The organism is Lysinibacillus odysseyi 34hs-1 = NBRC 100172 (assembly GCF_001591965.1).
Classification (GTDB): domain Bacteria; phylum Bacillota; class Bacilli; order Bacillales_A; family Planococcaceae; genus Lysinibacillus_B; species Lysinibacillus_B odysseyi.
In genome coordinates this window covers 95,040-112,289 of record NZ_BCVX01000012.1, presented here as the reverse complement: position 1 = coordinate 112,289, position 17,250 = coordinate 95,040, and the positions used below count along the sequence as shown (strand labels likewise).

Sequence of the window (17,250 nt, the reverse complement as noted above, 5' to 3'; positions counted from 1 at the left end):
CCAACATACCTTGTTAGGCCTTTTTTATTTTTTATAAAAAGTTTTTTGTTGTAAAGGTCGTATGAAAAACATTGAAAAGAATAGTCACATGTGATAAATTTATATAGATATGCACAGTTAATAAATATAGTGTGCATTGTCCCTATTTTAATTATATACAAAAGTTTTTTATTAGTCAACTCTTAAATATGTTTGAGGAGTGAATGCTATGCATGCAGGTTTTCAGCAGGAACAAAAACGATTGAACGGTGTTATGGACGTAATTACAGAGCAGATCCGCCAGGTGGAATCGGAAACATCTGATCTCAAAAATGAAGTGGTCAATATCCGCAGGCATTTTTGGGATGAAATTAAGGTAAATACAGATACATTTGATGATTTTCTAGAAACAATTATCAGTCTAAGACAAGAAACACAAGCCCTTTCTGTCAGCCAAAGTACGTATGGTCACGCAGCAAAGCGATTAGCAACGTTACGCCGCATGCAGGCAGTACCCTATTTTGGACGAATTGATTTTCTGGAAGAGGGATATACAGCAGAGGAACAAATTTATATCGGGATCTCTTCTCTTGTGGACACAATTGGCGAAGACTTCCTCATTTATGACTGGAGAGCACCAATTTCAAGTGTCTATTATGATTATGAGCCAGGTCCAGCCCAGTATAAAACTCCTGAGGGCAAGATTTACGGCCAGCTGGAGAAAAAGTGGCAATATATGATTCGTAACGGTGAACTGCAGTCTATGTTCGATACAAGCCTCACGATTGGCGATGATATTTTGCAGCAGGTGCTTGGAAAAGGGACGAATAAATATATGCAAAATATCGTAGCAACGATTCAAAAAGAGCAAAACCGTATTATCCGCCATGATCAGGGACGTTTATTGATAGTGCATGGCGCGGCAGGCAGCGGCAAAACATCCGCTGCGCTTCAAAGAATAGCGTTTTTATTATATAAGTACCGTGATTATTTAAAAGCGGACCAGATTGTATTATTTTCGCCGAATGCCATGTTTAATAGTTATGTTTCAAACGTACTGCCGGAGCTTGGTGAAGAAAATATGCAGCAGGTTACATTCCAGGAATATCTGGATCATCGCTTGAACAAGGATTTCCAGTTGGAAAATCCATTTGACCAGCTGGAGTATGTGCTAACGGCAGCAAACACACCCTCATATAACGCCAGGATAAAAGGAATCCAATTTAAAGCATCTGTTCATTTCTTCGAGGCGATTAAATTATATAGGGAAACATTAGAAAAATCAGCTATGCTTTTTAAAGATATAAAGTTCAGAGGAAAAGTGATTATTTCAGCGCAGCAATTAACAGATCGATTTTATGGGGAAGATATTTCATTAAACTTTTACAACAGACTGGAGAAGCTAAGGGATTGGCTAATGAGTCAAATAAAAGAAATAGAGAAAATGGAGCGTTTAAAGCCATGGGCAGAAGAGGAAATTGAGCTGCTTAGCAATGAGACTTACCATAAAATCCACAAGTATTTAGCAGAGAAAAATGGCTTTGCACGGGAAGAAATGGCTGATTATGAAATGGACCATAAAGCGCTTATTCAAGTAATTGTTCATCAGAAATTAAAGCCGGTAAGAAAACGAATTCAAGCTCTCGACTTTATTGATATAGAAGGAATATACAAGCAGCTTTTTGCAGATCCATTATGGATGCAGCAGCAGTTAGGCGGGGAAGTACCAAAGGAATGGGAAGAAATTTGCCATGCTACACTTCAAATGCTGGAGGCCGGGAAATTGTATTACGAAGATGCAACCCCATTTTTATTGCTGCAGGAATTGATTCAAGGCTTTCAAACGAATCGTTCAATAAAGCATATTCTCATTGATGAAGCACAGGATTATTCACCGTTTCAGTTTGAGTTTTTGAAGCGATTGTTTCCTGCTGCCAAAATGACGGTGTTAGGGGATTTTAATCAAGCAATTTTTGCCCATGCGAGTGAGACAGGCGATTTTCAAATTCTTCATCGTTTATATGGAGAGGATCAAACAGACGTCATCACTATGACGCGTAGTTACCGTTCAACAAAGCCGATTATCGAATTCACTCGAAGCCTCATTGCAAATGGTGAAAAAATTATCCCCTTTGAACGTGCGGGAGAGCTACCGGTGCTGACCGAAGTGAAGAACCATACAGAATTGCACCAGGTCATCATATCCAAAGTGGCGGCATTGCAAGGCCAGGGCTATGAAAGTATTGCAATCATCTGTAAATCGGCAGAGGAAAGTAAGACCGCGTTTGAGGCTTTGACGCAAATTGAAAGCATTAAGCTCTTGAAATATGGCTCTGCTGAATACGAACAAGGAGTTGTGGTGATTCCTTCTTATTTAGCAAAGGGCATTGAATTTGAGGCGGTTATTATTTATGATGCATCAGAGCAAACATACGAGGATGAAAGCTTACGCAGAATTTTTTACACGGCCTGTACAAGGGCCATGCATGAGCTGCAGCTTTATAGTGTGGGAAAACCGAATTTGTTTATGAAAAAAGCACTGCAGGAAAATCTTATCCGTATTGAAACATGTTCTAATCAAGGAAAATAATTGAGGAATATCATAAACAAAGGACGTTTCTAGGAGACATGCTCTTTCCAGAGCATGTCTTTTCTTTAGAATGATTGTAAGCATACAGAGAATTTATGAATTAACCATAGCTTTCATGTTCATAAGAAGAGACATTATTATAAGGTAAAGAAGATGCGGTAAATATATTCAAATAAAAATTTTTTTGTAACGCAACACAAGTTTATTAGTTATATAAATGAAAGGAGGAGAGACATAGAGTTTGAGGAAATTTATCAAGCATATTTTCATAAATTGTATTTATATATGATTTCTTTATCAGCATATAAGAATATGGCGAAGGAGATCACACATTTATTCCTGAAATATGATAATCCTTTATATGCAATGCAGGGGGATGTGGTAAAAACTACACTGTTAGTTTAATATATTATTAGAGTTAACCAAAAAGAAACATAATTAGACTATCAATGCTCAACTGTATCATAAGTAGGCCTGAAAAAGGAAGGAGCTGTGTAAAAAGTCATTTTGACTTTTTACACAGCTTTTTTACAATCTACATATTTTCTATTGAATATTGTTCCTACCGTGTCACATTAATATGTCACCATCTGTATCACAGAGGGTATGTCTCTAAAATCCTTCTCGGACGCCCCTTCCTTACAGATTAATAATAATAATAGCTGTCATTATTCATCATTTCTGCTGCAAAACCTAATACAAACATAATGATTGAGAAAATAATCGAAATTCCTATGCCGATTAACCCAAATATTAGGGCGGACTTTGCTGCTTTAGGCTGTTTCTCTTTCCAAACAAAAAACATAATTATACCGAGTAAAGGAAAGCAGCATAAACTAAGTAAGTTTACCCATATATTTGAACGGTCGTCCACAGGCACTGTTTGAGAGTTGAATTTTAACACGTTAACTCCACAATTTACACAAACTTCAGCGTTTTTGTCGATATCTGTCCCACAATTTGGACAATACATATTATATCCCCCTATTTATCAGAAAAATTCCCATTCCCCTATTAACTGACCACGTTGCTTTTTCTTAGCGATCAGTACTGCATCAATAATGCTGATAGGAGTAGTGATAAAAGTAGATAATCCGAACGTGAAGAATGCTAAAACTATCGAGCCGACTAATATTACAATCCCTTTAGTAACTTGCCCCATAATCATTTGGCCTAAGCCAACCAGTAGAAAGCTGAGCAAGCCCATAAGGATAGGGTTAGTTGTATTAGAAGATAGGTTTTGTTGCAGCTCTTTCAGTTGGATCCCACATTTCACACACATAGCCTGATTCGTATTAATGTCTGTCCCGCATGAGGGACAGAAATTTTTAGTTACATAAGGGCGTACACCGCATTTCGGGCAAATCTCAGCTAACTCGGATATTTGCTCCCTACAATTTGTACAATGCAAGTAAATTCCCCCAACCTAGTAACCTGATAAACCAATAATAAATATTAATGCATAGAACACTACTATAATTCCGATGTTAATTAGGAAAAATGTCAATGCTGATTTTGCTGCAACCGGCTTTTCATTTTTCCAAACAAAAAACATAATTAAGCCAACAAGTGGTATACAGCAAAGTGTTATTAAATTGACGCCCCAGTTGGGTTTATCTTCCCCAGCAGAATTTTTTACACGAACACCACAATGTGTGCAAATCTCTGCGTGTTCCGATATTTTTTCACCACAATTTTTGCAAAACATAATTCTACCTCCAAAATGAATGTTATAAGTGTCTTCCAACATATTGACCGAACAAAAAGACTTGGTAGCCGAAGTTATAAAAAATATAGATAAGTCCAATTCCACCAGGCAATCCAGTTATTAATCGCCTGAAATTAGTGCTTGTCCATTTACCAAATAATTGTCCTGTACCATCGATTGCCATCGGTAAAATTAATAATGCAATAATCCAAAAATCAAATATTCCTACAAATGACAATAAGATCACTGATAAAAGATAACCAATCGCCATTCCCGTGCATCTTGCACAAATGGGGAATTGTTTTCCTTTATAATGAAACGATCGTTCGGGCCTTTGATGGCAAAAGAAAAAAACTTGCAATATAAAACTTAATTTTCTTTCCAAATATGTATCTCCTTTAGACATTTATGGGACAATTATATAACAAAAACATATAATTGGAAATAAGGGGAATAAATTGATGTATTATTCAGTAATATCTTATTTTAATTAAATAAAATATTCATATTAGTTTTCTTTATTTTTTCATGGTAGACTTTCAGATGCCTAACATTTGAAAGCTCATTAATTTCATAAAATTCTTTTACAGCGCCGCGAATATTTAACTTTTTACAATCAAGGGCAAGTTTGATAACCCTTCCTCTTGTGAATATTTTCCTGTATTTTTGAGAATACGTATATTCTTTATCCAGTGAAGAAGAATCAACTAGTTTTAAGATAATGAGCCTTCTTCACAGAGCATGTTGACAAACATTATAGACTTTTGCTGTATTTCAAGCATGCAATCAATGTTAGGTATTGCTAATATTCATTACTGGCAATAGTTAGCTTTAGTTACATGCCTTTTTCCCTTTATAACTCAGCAGAACAAATCACCTGAATAAAAGCTTCCACGCTTCTTTTATGCTCCATAAAAGGAGAAAGCACATAAGAAAAAGTCCGCGTGAAAGATTGGTTCTCTAACCGAATGATCGCCAGGTCTCCGTGTTTTACTTCCCTTTCTATTACACTACGGGAAAGGAGAGAAATCCCCATTCCTTTCATTACACTTTCCTTAATCCCTTGATTGCTGCTGATTGTGAGCATTGATCTCACTTTTAATCCATTAGAACGGATGACATGGTTGATGTATTCGCGTGTACCGGAACCTTCTTCTCTTGTAACCCATGTATGGTTTTGCAGGTCACGTAAGGTCATATCCCTTTTAAAGCCCGAATAAGCAGGGGAGGAAATAAGAAAAAGTTCATCCTGCATAAAAGGATGTACAGATAATTCCTTGTCATTTGTTTGCCCTTCGATTAGCCCGATATCTACCCGAAACTGCCGAATATGTTGAATGATTTCTTCTGTATTGCCAATGATTACTGTCAGCTCAAGCTTTGGAAAGTCTCCTTGAAGTTTAGATAGAAATGCAGGCAGTATATACTCGCCAATTGTAAAGCTTGCCCCTATTTTCAATTCTCCCTGCACCGATTGATGATGCTCTAAAATATCCTCCTTTGTCTGTTCATAAAGAGAAATGATTTGTTTTGCGCGATTGTACAGAATATTTCCGGTAGGTGTAATTTGAACATGTTTAGGAGAACGTATAAATAACTCCGTTTGAAATTCCTTTTCTAAATTTTTGATATGCAGACTTACACTTGGCTGTGAAATATGAAGAGCCTCGGAAGTCTTGGTGAAATTTTTTAATTGGGCAAGTGTCACAAAAGTCTTTAAAGCATCATAGTACAAATGAGTCACTCCTTATCATTAATAATACTGATAGTACTAATCATTTATATGTATTTTACTAATAATACAATGTTTTATACAGTATAAGTACGAGCTGAAGAGAAGGAAGTGTCATCAATGAGTACGACAGCAGAAAAACAGACAAAGCAACAACGTGTTCTCGCTTTTATGAAGGGGCTGGGGATTACATTGCTTATAGCCGGTGCAGCAAGGTATTTAGCTGGATTCCCCTTCTTATCCATTATGGGGCAGCTGGTTATAGCCATTATGATCGGGATGATATGGAGATCGCTATTCGGCCTTCAGGAGAAACTCCAGAGCGGTGTGTCTTTCTCAAGTAAAAAACTTCTTAGAGTAGGAATTATCCTTTTAGGGATGAGACTAAATTTAGCGGATATTTATCATGCTGGGACAAGTGTATTTTTGATCGCTGTCATCAATATTATCTTTGCATTGCTAGTTGTGTATGGATTGACCCGGTTATTTGGTGTGGAGAAAAGACTAGGTATCCTCACTGCATGTGGTACAGCAATTTGCGGGGCTGCTGCTGTTGTAGCGATTGCACCTCAAATAAAGGCAAAAGAAGAGGAAACAGCTGTAGGTGCAGCTACAGTAGCTCTATTAGGAACAATCTTCACATTAGTATATACAGGGCTTTATTCTTTTCTGAACTTATCTGAAAAAGGATATGGTGTATTTGCCGGCGGAACACTACATGAAATAGCCCATGTCATTGCTGCAGCTGCAGCCGGAGGAGATACTGCCGTAGATATAGCTGTAATCGTTAAACTAACACGGGTAGCCCTACTTGTACCGGTAGCTCTTATTATTGGATGGCTTGTCCGAAGAAAAGAAGAGGAAAAAGGTGAGAAAAAGCTATCCTTATCTATTGTCCCTTGGTTCATTTTAGGGTTTATTGCCATGAGCGGGTTTAACACATTAGGCATCGTTTCTGAAACAATAGCTAATGGTATTGTAAATATTGCTTATCTGTTAATTGGCATGGCTATGGCTGGACTTGGATTAGGAATTGAAATACGTACCTTTAGAAAATTAGGGATGAAGGCATTTGCTGCAGGACTTATCGGTTCAGTTCTTTTATCTGTTTTAGGGTATGTGTTAGTAATAATACTTCACTTACAGTAATGTGTTTTGCTGAGGCATGTATAGAAACAGTGAAAGAACTTGTTATACTACTTAAAAAGAATGAAAAGCCGTATGTAAACAAATGAAGGAAGACTATCCCCTAAATAGCAGTAGGTATATTCAAAAAAAGAATATATCTACTTTTTTGTTGAATCGCCTATCAATCATTCACCCCAATATGTGATGGCATAGAAATACTCTCCAGGATTCGGATCGTGCTCTATATAACCGCCATAACGGCAAATAAGTAAACCGAAAGTTAATTCCTCATCAAACAGCCAAAGATCTTTCAGGCCAATGCCTTCCCATAAGGCCTGGAAATGCTGGACAGCCCAATGTCTTTCTACAATAAATAGAGGGCTGTTTTCAAAGCCCGTTAATAAACATGCGTGTTTATGAGTTGGTTCCGTCGACGCTACAAATTGCAGTACGTCCTTCTCCCAGCTTACCTCTATTCTATTGTCCGGATATTTTTTTATAAATTCATGGGTATGTAATGCGAAACCCCACTTTTGGTTTACACCCATCAAAATCGTTTCTAATTTTGGGGTAGTCATATAGGGACGGTTTTTTAATACATCGGCTAAAGGAAGAGGAAGATGACGGATAATATTGTTTCTCTGGCTTTTTTGTTTCGCTATTTTTAACTTTTCAGCAAGTTGCTTTTTGTAGCTATCTTTCATTTTCATACTCCTTGTGTAATATAGTAGGCTACATTGCCTTTTTATATCATAATCCGGCAATTTGTTTGATAGATTCAAGTAGACAGGCTTATTTTTATTGATAAAAGTACGAGAAAACATTATTAACAAGTCCCTACGTATGCCAACCAGTTCACCCTAGGTTTCCAGGCGTTCTTTTACCATGTACGTAAAAATTGTATATTCTATGAGCAGAGGGAGTCAGCGAACAAATAGAAGATGCAAATGGCAGCTTTTTGAGGTGAATCCATCTGTTTTCACTTTGTTTATTGTCTTTCATCTCATTCGCCCGGGCTTTTAAAAATATAAGGAGGGGTAAAAGGCTGGAGCATACCGGATCACTTTATTCGTCTATTAATGATACGATAATAAAAAAGAAAAGAGTGAAGGAGCGGGATTTGATGTTCCTGGATAAAATGAAGGATCAGCTAACTAAAAATCAGTCTTTATTTATCGGAGAGGAAACAGCATTTCGTTCAGCTGTTTTGATTCCATTAGTAAAGATAAATGATGAGTGGCATGTGCTGTTTGAGGTACGATCCTATACAATGAGGAAGCAGCCCGGTGATATTAGTTTCCCGGGGGGACGGATCGATGTGACAGACCCATCTCCGTTGGCAGCCGCGTTACGTGAAACTTACGAAGAGTTAGGGGTCGACCCGAAAACGGTTGACATTATTGGGAGCCTGAGCCCTTATGTGGCTTCTCCAACTTTTGTCGTTTACCCATTTGTAGCGGCTATTGACTACAGACAGATCATCCAGTCTTTTAATAAAGAAGAAGTAGAGGAGATATTTACAGTGCCAGTCAAATGGCTGCTGGAATATGAACCGTATATGCATTTGGTCTCTGTTGAACCGGTACCTGGATCAGACTTCCCGTTTGAGAAGATCATGAACGGAGCCCAATACCAATGGAGAGCACGTTCCATGGAAGAATGGTTTTACGACTACGACAAATATACGATCTGGGGCTTGACGGCCAGGATTTTAAAGCACTTTATAAAGGTAATAAAATAAGCTATTTTGAAAACAAAGCAGCGTTTAAGGAAGCTGCTTTGTTTTTTGATAGAGAACGAGAAATCATACAGCAGGAATTGGTTCTTTCCTGCCTTTTATGTACGATATCCTTATTTAAACATAGGAAGCTTTTTCAACATCGCACATACGGGAATGGCAACCAAGAGGCCTACCACATTTTGCACAAGATTGCCGGGAATAGACCCTAATGGCACTACCCAGCTATTGAAGAGGACACGCTCACAAATATAGTAGCCGGCCAGCATAAAAGGAACAGATCCGATGAGTGCTAGTAGATTAAAGAGGAGACTATTCCCTTCACGGTCACCAGACCAAGCAATTTTACCGACAATATATCCTTGCAATCCCCGTGTCAGGAATGTAAACGGAGCCCATAATGTCCATCCTGAAATTAGATCAAACAACCCCATGCCCACTGCCCCAGCAATTGCCCCTTTTTTAGGACCAAATAAAATAGAGGCGATAAAGAGCATCGCTGTGCCTAGATGCACCAAGCCGCCATTTGCGGTAATCGGCAGCTTAATATTGATAAAAAGGGTTGCTACGAAAACAAGCGAAACTAACATAGCTGTTAAAATCAAGTCAAACAGACGAGTGTTTGCATAGCTTTTGGCTGTATTCATAAAAATCATCCTTCTTTTTTTATTTGTTCCAACATTAGCAGGCTACTGACGCTTTTAAAAGTATCACTTTTTTACAAAAAAAAGGGGTCAGTATTCTTCTCTATTTTGCCCTGTAGAGCAAATTAAAGGAATTTACCTATGTAATCGATAGAAACAGCTATTCGTCCCGGAAAAAAGCACGATTTTCTCTCTTAGTAAAATAAAATCTATATATACGGCTTTGAAATAATAGTGTAGATTGTATTGTACAAGTAAATTTATAGGAATAATAATGTTAACTAAATAATGGGTATAGGATACGAATGATGGATTAATAGGAAAAGGAAGGTGTATGATAATAAAAGTTTCGAAGAAAAGGCCGACATAACAAGCATAGCGGTATTTTTCATGCCGATAGTGAGGAATCTTATCTTGTCAGGATAGATTCCACTTTAAAAGATAAGGAAGTTCACATTATATTATGAAAAAATCTAGAATAAAACTTGTACTGATTCTATCTGCTGCGTTACTTCTTTTTTTCACTAGTCTAAATATCTATACTTCTTATAAAAAGATTATTGGAACAGTGGAAGAATCAATTGCAAATCAAACGTTGGAAGCTGCTAAGTCGATTGCTGCTGAAATGGATATCATAGCTTATAAACAATTTTTAGTGAGTCAGTCCAAAAATGAATATTACTGGGAAATACGAGATTATTTAAATGATGCCAGGGAGAAGTTGGGTGCTTTATATGTTTATACTTTCAATGTGGATAATCCGGTAGTGTCTACAACCTTGATTGTAGGGCACCCTCCGAAGGGTTCATTGGCACGTGATGACTTTCCAATAGGGGAGATATGTACCGTCCCAGAGGAACAAGTGAGTATTGCTTACCATAAAAAGACAACGTTTGTGACGGATATCATAAAAGATCCGAAATACGGTACGTATCTGACAGTTGGAGCGCCCATTAAAAACGAAGAAGGGGACGTCATCAGTTACTTAGGAATTGATATTAGTGTGAATACAGTCAATGATATTAAAGGACAAGTATTAAAAAATAACCTCTCGCTGTTTATCTTTAATGGTGTCTTTATAATTGTAGTGATCGCTTCCTTTTTACTTATGCAAAGATGGTATCAAAAGGAAGTCCAAAAGGAAGTAGGATATACAGAGGATACGTATCAAGCTGAAATTAAGACATTAATTGCTTCTGTCTCTTCTTTACGTCACGATTTTACAAATCATATTCAAGTAGTGCATGGCCTTCTGCAAATTGGCGAAGCACAGCAGGCGCAAGAGTACCTTGCTGCCCTTGATAAGGAAGTTCAATCCATTGAAGTAATTAAGTTAGGGATAGATCCTCCAGGGCTGCTTATTCTTCTGCAAACAAAGAAGCTTGCTGCTCAAAATCACAGTATTGATATGGATATTTCCGTCTCGGCAACTTCATTTGCTGCTATTAAGACGACGGATTTAATTAAAATCTTATCGAACTTAATTGACAATGCAATTGATGCTGCAACAGAGCTGCCTGAAGCAGAGCGCAGAATAAAAATTTATTGTGAAGCAGATGAGGAACGCTACCTCTTTAAAATTACAAATACAGGGCCGGCCATAAAAGGAGATGCCTCCATTTTCAATAAAGGCTTTACGACGAAGAAGGCGGAAGAAGGCAGAGTGAGAGGACAGGGCTTGTTTATCGTAAAAGAAGTAGTAGAAAAATATGAAGGAAAAGTCTCTATTTATTCAACGGGTGAATTTGAAACGACGGCTATAGTGGAAATTCCCATTAAGTAAAAGAGAAGCACATTCACTTATTGGTCAGCTTGCTGATAAATAATCTGCTGCTTGTCTTTTTCCTTCAATATTTATTATTAAAATAAGAGGATATTTATAGCTAAGGAAGCGTCTTGTACCGATTGTTCAGACGCTTCCTTATTTGCTGTAAAAAAGCAGGAGAGCCGGAAAATTAATCTGATTATTTTATGACAAACTGGTGAAAGGTGTTTTTTATGAGGAAGGGTGGGAAGTGTAAGAATAACACGATTGTTTAAAGAGGAGGCTCTTATAGTGAAAAAGCAGACAATCTTCTCACTGTTCATTATTAATCTAGCCGCATTCCTTCTTGTCCTTATCATCGGTGTCGAGGAGAAAGAATCGAACCTAATTGAGGTGGGGCATGAGCTTTTAAGAGAGGAAAATATAGAACCGGCTGCTGGGGGCATCTTAAAGAATGAAATTATCCTTTCTAAAGTCAGGGCACCAAATGGTACCGCCGTCATGCAGGGTCCTTTGATTTCGGTTGATAGCCTGGTTTCTATAGAAATGCGGTGGTAAAAGGGCATGTTTCATTAGCGGTGCAATTAAGTTGCAGCTTGTCCATTATGCTGACCATATAGTGAAAATTATGCAGGTTAGAAAATCAACCAAGTTGTCATTCCGACAATCCGAGACGTTTCGGTCAGCGAATGGGACCCATGCTTGGCAGCTAAAAAAATGCAGATGATAAAAAGCTGGCAGACGGATTTTATGGGTGTATAGAGATAAAACTCCACGGGATACTATTCCCGTGAAGCTTTTCTTTAATGAACTTTGTATTCTTCTTTTAACTCGGCTACATCTACTTCAGAGCGTTCTTCCAGTGAACGTCGTAAATGGACGGTTGCTGTTTTATGATCGTCATGTAGCTTGTCAATCCAGATGGAAACTCCGTTATAGCTGACTTCATATTCTGAAGGGGAATTAACGATTTCTTGAGCACGTTGATAATCCATCTTTTATTCCTCCTATTTTTTATGACGCTGGCGGCTGGCTGATTTTGCAATTTCCACCAGCTCTTTTGAAAACTCTTCTCTTATTTTGTTAGGAGAAATCTTTTCATTTTTCGGCGTCTGTGGCAGCGTGTCTTTATTATGGCTGCTTCCCTTTTTATCGTCTCTTCCCATTTGGCATGCTCCTTTCATTTAGACTGTCCTTAATATGGCTTCACGCAGCTTTTTTATCACAGGAAAAATTCACGAGAGGATAAAAATGAATCCAATGAAGAGCTGTTAAAATATAGCTTTTGACATAAGAATTTCTGCAAAATTGCCCTCTTCTTATAATGAAAGTGGTTTTAACGGAAAAACGGGTATGTATAGAATCAACAGCAAATCAAAAGCTAAAGGGGAGGTGAAGAGAAATGCAGGATTTTTATGCAGACCTACATATTCATATCGGCCGTACTGCAAGTGGCAGAGCTGTAAAAATTACAGGCAGCCGGACACTTACCCTGTCCAATATTCTGGAGGTGGCCACCAGCCGCAAAGGACTTGATCTAATAGGGATTATTGATTGTCACTCTCCGGAAGTATTAATGGAGCTAGAAGAGCTAGTCCAATTAAATGAGATGGCGGAGCTGCCGGGCGGGGGACTGCGCTATGGACAAACCGCATTAATTCCCGGCTCTGAAATTGAATTGTATGACCAATATTGTCATGGTCCAATCCATGTTCTTGCTTATTTCTCTTCTTTGGAGAAAATGAGGTTATTCTCTGAGTGGATGGGCGCTCATGTGAAAAATATTCACCTTAGCTCCCAGCGCATTTATGCAGAAGGGAAAGAGCTTCAGGCAAAAGTGCGTGAACTAGGGGGATTATTTGTCCCAGCCCATGTCTTTACACCTTTTAAAAGCCTATATGGAAAAGGGGTGGAATCAAGCCTTCAAGAGGTCTTTGATGCAGACAAAATTGATGCTGTTGAGCTTGGGCTAAGTTCTGACACGTATATGGTGGAAAGAATTGAGGAGCTGCAGCATTACCCGTTCTTAACGAATTCAGATGCCCATTCTCTCGGTAAAATAGCACGGGAGTATCAAAAAATCCGCATGGAGGAACCAAGCTTCGATGAATTGAAAAAGGCATTGAACGAGCAGGACGGCCGTAAAGTCGTAGCTAACTATGGATTAAACCCGCTGCTGGGAAAATATTATCAAACGGCGTGTGCTAAATGCGGATGGCAAATAACAAACGAAGAAGCGGCTTGTCCTCATTGCGGCGGGAAAACATTTATTAAAGGCGTTTCGACTCGTATACAAGAACTTTCACAAAAGGAGTTACCGTCGGTTGCCCGTCCTCCTTATATTCATCAGGTTCCACTTGATTTCATACCGGGGCTTGGTCCCAAGACTTTTGAAAAACTACTAAGCACATTTGGTACGGAAATGGCTATTTTGCATGAAGCTACTAAGGAGCAGCTTGTGGAGGTTGTACCCGAAAAATTAGCGGAACTGATTGATAAAGCAAGAAAAGGGGAATTGTCTATTACCCATGGCGGCGGCGGAAAGTATGGAAAGGTAGAAGGCGAATAAATAGACAGCCTAAAAGGAAACAATCCTAAAATACTTTATAACTTTTTGCCGATCTGCCCATAATACAAATGAAAAAGGAAGGACGTGTTGGTCATTCTAACGGAAAAGCAAAAAACAAAACTAAAGAAAATGCTGATTGAGCAGAAACACTCGGCGGAAGATATAATAAGTGAAGATGATTTACTGGACAAGGGTAGTCTGCGTGATTCTGTGGATGAATTATCAACGATTGATAATCATCCTGCTGACTTGGCAACAGAGTTATTCGAACGCGAAAAAGATATGGCATTGAAGGTTCATAATAATGATGAATTGGCAAAGGTAGAGGCTGCATTAGAGGCGATGGAAAACGGAACATATGGTGTTTGTGTGAAATGTGGAACAGAAATTCCATATGACCGTTTGGCAGCGCTCCCTTATACTTTGTTCTGCATTGAACATACGGATGCTAAAGGTGTACCTACAGATCGTCCTGTGGAAGAGCAGGTCATTCTTCCGCCCGTAGACAATTCTTTTGCAGGAAGGGATGATAAAGACGATATTCATGATTATGAAGATACCTTCCAAATCGTTGCAAAGTATGGGACATCAGAAACGCCATCTGACTTTGAAGGGGATTTTGATGATTATAATGAGTTATATGACGATCCCGAAGAAATGGGAATGGATGAGGAAATTGAGTCCCTGCCTATCTCAGAGATTGATGAGCTGACAGGTCAAATCTCTAGGAAAGAAATAGAACAAGCGCGAAAAGACGATTACACCGAATAAGAGGAAACCTTTGACCATCAGCGGCCCTCTTTTTGGAAAATAGAGACCTATTAGTCAAGGGTATATGTGAAGGAAATGGGGGCATCTACAAAGGCATGTAGTACCCCCATTTATAATGAAAAGGATTGGGCATTAATATAGAAATGGAAGAAGTAATACTTTTATCGTACAGTTGAAAAAATGGAGCTGCCCTGAAATCCAAAAACTTTCAGGCTTCTCGTTTGGCTCTCATAAATACAGGGCGGCTAGGAAAATGCCTAATACTTCCTCATAAATCTCATCAAATTGAGCGATAGGAAGTGGGTTTGTACCTTCACCAAGCTCTATCGTAAAGCCTGAGCGGTGCCAATCCTGTATAAACCAATCCTTATAGCCCGCATAGCTGTCCGTTGTTTCCACGGGTTCATATCCGCTTACCCGTCCAAACTCTTCAGCAAGCAACTCATTTTCCGGGGGCTCAAGATTTTCAAATCCCCAAAAGATTACCTCCCCCTGTGTATGAAAAGCAAGTACACGGGCAAAATCCCGCTTTTTTGTTAAATCAGCCATAGCGATCGCTTCAGGCTGTGATAATGGCTTTTCACCTCCATAATCTCTTGGGCCCGGTGTTTTTGGATTGTCTTCTCTTTCTTTCTCCCACTTGGCAGGAAACTGATCATTCAAATCGACACCGTTTATATTCGCTTTCCAACCGGAAAAATCCATACTTTCTCCGTTCCATTTGGTAACATTACTTTTATAGGGCTCCTCTTCAGGCGGACCTTGCAGTACTAAATTGACACCATCAGGATTCACCATGGGGACAATCGAAAGGTTTGTTTGTTCATATAAAAGTGAAGTAATAACACCGCGAATTGCTTGTTGATTTGTTAGTGAAAGAGCATAATCATTTAAAAAAGTCATAATGACTGGGGTAGTAATCCATTCATTTGCATGGAAGGAACCATTATAATGGATTCTTTTCTCTCCCCTCCCAATCAGGACTTCCGGCAATTCCTTTCCTAATACGGACTTTCCAATAGAGGAAATCTGCAAAAAAGGATAAACCATAAGTAAACGCTGTAAATCATTCCGCATCGTTTCATAGCTATAGTCTTGTCTGCCATTGACGAGTCTCCATGTAACTCTGAGCGGTACATTAATAGTTTGGCCAATTTGTAGAGAATCTGGATTAATAGCTGGATTCAAGAGAAGAAGAGTATCTAATGGTAGATTACGCTGCCTTGCAATTGTCCATAAGGAATCATTCCTCTTGATTTGATAGCGCTGGATAGTGTAGCCGGGTATTCTAATTCGCTCCCCGATCATGATTCTTTGCGGGTCGAGGTTTCGATTGGAGTCGATGATTAACTGGAAGGGAATCCGGAATAGCTGACTGAAGTACCATAGGGAATCTCCGGCTCTCATATATATATCCATGTTGTACCCTCCTGTATTGAAAACTCCCATAATATATGAACGGAAAAGTGGGGTTATGAATGAACATTTTATATACACCGGGGTGAAAGTACCTCCTGGTTTCTCTAGCTGATCGGGTATTGACAGGCAAGCAGGCATTCGGCTGTAGTTCCTTAAAACTTGAGGTAGAATTTTTTCCGCCTATTATGCAGGAGGAATTGTAAGAGAACTGTACATACCGTATAGTTTTTGATTTTTATTATTTTTTTACCGGTCTTCATGTTACATTAGCGATATATAAAATGTGTTGTTTATAGTACACACTATTAATATAACTTGATATTTAAGATAGCCCCATTCAAAATAGAATTTATATAAAAAGGTAAAGGATGGAATTTATTTATGCGGAAGGTTACGGAACGGAATAATGTAACGGTAACAGGAAAAGGGGAAAAAACAATCATACTGGCTCACGGATTCGGCTGCGACCAAGGCATGTGGCGTTACATGGTTCCGTTGTTGAAAGAAGACTATCGACTTGTACTATTCGATTATGTAGGGGCAGGAAAATCGGATATTGGGGCATATGAGTCGTCAAAATACAATACACTCCATGGTTACGTAAAAGATGTACTTGATATTATAGATGAGCTGCAACTTGAAAATATTATTTTTATCGGCCATTCCATTAGTGCCATGATTGGTATGCTCGCTTCTATTAAACGACCTGGCTGCTTTGAAAAGCTGGTGATGATTGGACCATCTGCACGTTATTTAAATGATAGTGACGGCTATTATGGAGGGTTTGAACAAAGTGATATTATTGAGCTGCTGGACATGATGGAGATGAATTTTGCGGGATGGGCAAGCTATATGGCTCCGATTGTCATGGATGGGTCACAAAATCCCAGTTTGACAAAGGAACTGGAGGAAAGTTTTGCTTCTACAGCACCATGGATTGCACGTGAATTTGCAGAAGTAACATTCTTTTCGGATCACCGGCCAAGCTTGTCAAAAGCAGATACTCCTACGCTTATCATTCAATGTTCAAATGATAGCATTGTGCCGATTGAGGCAGGAGAATATTTACATACACATTTAAAAAATAGTACTTTCTACTTGATGGAAGCAAAGGGACACTATCCGCATATCAGCCAGCCTGAAGAAACAGGTGAAATTATCAGGGAATTCTTAAAGCACCATCAAAGGTAGAACAGAGAGTTAAGGG

18 protein-coding genes and 1 pseudogene are annotated in these 17,250 nt (G+C 38.7%); 8 read left to right on the top strand and 11 right to left on the bottom strand.

Features of this window, described 5'->3' with window-relative positions; genetic code table 11:
- The first annotated feature begins 208 nt into the window (after positions 1-208).
- On the top strand, positions 209-2,569 hold the full coding sequence (gene helD / locus BOD01S_RS18290) for an RNA polymerase recycling motor HelD (protein ID WP_036152109.1): 2,361 nt from the start codon (positions 209-211) through the stop codon (positions 2,567-2,569).
- Positions 2,570-3,215: 646 nt separating this feature from the next.
- Here helD and BOD01S_RS18285 read toward each other — a convergent pair.
- From BOD01S_RS18285 to BOD01S_RS18265, 6 genes and pseudogenes are all read right to left on the bottom strand, one after another.
- Complete coding sequence (locus tag BOD01S_RS18285) at positions 3,216-3,542, bottom strand: zinc-ribbon domain-containing protein (RefSeq protein WP_036152108.1); 327 nt, start codon at positions 3,540-3,542, stop codon at positions 3,216-3,218.
- Positions 3,543-3,560: 18 nt separating this feature from the next.
- Positions 3,561-3,845, bottom strand: a complete 285-nt coding sequence (locus BOD01S_RS18280; RefSeq protein ID WP_233153164.1) for a hypothetical protein — start codon at positions 3,843-3,845, stop codon at positions 3,561-3,563.
- Positions 3,846-3,980 (bottom strand): annotated as a pseudogene (locus tag BOD01S_RS23865) (double zinc ribbon domain-containing protein); the annotation flags it as partial.
- Between the two features lie 15 nt (positions 3,981-3,995).
- The gene (locus BOD01S_RS18275; protein ID WP_036152106.1) at positions 3,996-4,277 is read right to left on the bottom strand and encodes a zinc-ribbon domain-containing protein; all 282 of its coding nucleotides are present in this window, start codon (positions 4,275-4,277) and stop codon (positions 3,996-3,998) included.
- A 22-nt stretch (positions 4,278-4,299) separates the two neighbouring features.
- Entirely contained in the window at positions 4,300-4,662 is a 363-nt protein-coding gene (locus BOD01S_RS18270) for a DUF2085 domain-containing protein (protein ID WP_233153161.1), read from the bottom strand.
- Positions 4,663-5,130: 468 nt separating this feature from the next.
- A complete protein-coding gene (locus BOD01S_RS18265) occupies positions 5,131-6,012 on the bottom strand; it encodes a LysR family transcriptional regulator (protein WP_036152104.1) in 882 nt (293 codons plus the stop codon).
- Positions 6,013-6,129: 117 nt separating this feature from the next.
- On the opposite strand from BOD01S_RS18265, the gene BOD01S_RS18260 reads away from it, so the two are divergent.
- A complete protein-coding gene (locus BOD01S_RS18260) occupies positions 6,130-7,158 on the top strand; it encodes a YeiH family protein (protein WP_036152102.1) in 1,029 nt (342 codons plus the stop codon).
- Between the two features lie 164 nt (positions 7,159-7,322).
- Here the strand turns inward: BOD01S_RS18260 and BOD01S_RS18255 are convergent, their stop codons facing one another.
- Positions 7,323-7,841: a hypothetical protein gene (locus BOD01S_RS18255; protein ID WP_036152101.1), complete on the bottom strand. Its 519-nt coding sequence runs from the start codon at positions 7,839-7,841 to the stop codon at positions 7,323-7,325.
- Positions 7,842-8,260: 419 nt separating this feature from the next.
- Here BOD01S_RS18255 and BOD01S_RS18250 point away from each other — a divergent pair, with 419 nt between their 5' ends.
- Positions 8,261-8,878 (top strand): NUDIX hydrolase, encoded by a 618-nt coding sequence (locus BOD01S_RS18250; protein WP_036152099.1) that lies wholly within the window; start codon positions 8,261-8,263, stop codon positions 8,876-8,878.
- A gap of 110 nt (positions 8,879-8,988) precedes the next feature.
- On the opposite strand, the gene BOD01S_RS18245 is transcribed toward BOD01S_RS18250, so the two are convergent.
- Positions 8,989-9,522, bottom strand: coding sequence for an ECF transporter S component (locus BOD01S_RS18245; protein ID WP_036152097.1), 534 nt, complete (start codon positions 9,520-9,522; stop codon positions 8,989-8,991).
- A gap of 460 nt (positions 9,523-9,982) precedes the next feature.
- Here BOD01S_RS18245 and BOD01S_RS18240 point away from each other — a divergent pair, with 460 nt between their 5' ends.
- Positions 9,983-11,302, top strand: coding sequence for a sensor histidine kinase (locus BOD01S_RS18240; protein WP_036152095.1), 1,320 nt, complete (start codon positions 9,983-9,985; stop codon positions 11,300-11,302).
- Positions 11,303-11,575: 273 nt separating this feature from the next.
- Positions 11,576-11,842 carry a hypothetical protein gene (locus BOD01S_RS18235; RefSeq protein ID WP_036152092.1) on the top strand — a complete coding sequence of 89 codons (267 nt, stop codon included), beginning with the start codon at positions 11,576-11,578 and terminating at the stop codon, positions 11,840-11,842.
- A gap of 245 nt (positions 11,843-12,087) precedes the next feature.
- Here BOD01S_RS18235 and BOD01S_RS18230 read toward each other — a convergent pair whose 3' ends face one another.
- Both BOD01S_RS18230 and BOD01S_RS23060 read right to left on the bottom strand, forming a co-directional pair.
- Entirely contained in the window at positions 12,088-12,279 is a 192-nt protein-coding gene (locus BOD01S_RS18230; protein ID WP_036152090.1) for an H-type small acid-soluble spore protein, read from the bottom strand.
- Between the two features lie 12 nt (positions 12,280-12,291).
- Entirely contained in the window at positions 12,292-12,450 is a 159-nt protein-coding gene (locus BOD01S_RS23060) for a YfhD family protein (RefSeq protein WP_143815065.1), read from the bottom strand.
- 236 nt (positions 12,451-12,686) lie between these two features.
- On the opposite strand from BOD01S_RS23060, the gene BOD01S_RS18225 reads away from it, so the two are divergent.
- Together BOD01S_RS18225 and BOD01S_RS18220 are read left to right on the top strand one after the other, a co-directional pair.
- On the top strand, positions 12,687-13,853 hold the full coding sequence (locus tag BOD01S_RS18225) for an endonuclease Q family protein (protein ID WP_036152087.1): 1,167 nt from the start codon (positions 12,687-12,689) through the stop codon (positions 13,851-13,853).
- An 84-nt stretch (positions 13,854-13,937) separates the two neighbouring features.
- Complete coding sequence (locus tag BOD01S_RS18220) at positions 13,938-14,624, top strand: TraR/DksA C4-type zinc finger protein (protein WP_407656007.1); 687 nt, start codon at positions 13,938-13,940, stop codon at positions 14,622-14,624.
- Positions 14,625-14,852: 228 nt separating this feature from the next.
- Here the strand turns inward: BOD01S_RS18220 and BOD01S_RS18215 are convergent, their stop codons facing one another.
- Positions 14,853-16,043 (bottom strand): M14 family metallopeptidase, encoded by a 1,191-nt coding sequence (locus BOD01S_RS18215; RefSeq protein ID WP_036152085.1) that lies wholly within the window; start codon positions 16,041-16,043, stop codon positions 14,853-14,855.
- A gap of 381 nt (positions 16,044-16,424) precedes the next feature.
- Here BOD01S_RS18215 and BOD01S_RS18210 point away from each other — a divergent pair, with 381 nt between their 5' ends.
- Positions 16,425-17,234: an alpha/beta fold hydrolase gene (locus BOD01S_RS18210; protein ID WP_036152084.1), complete on the top strand. Its 810-nt coding sequence runs from the start codon at positions 16,425-16,427 to the stop codon at positions 17,232-17,234.
- Positions 17,235-17,250: the final 16 nt, after the last annotated feature.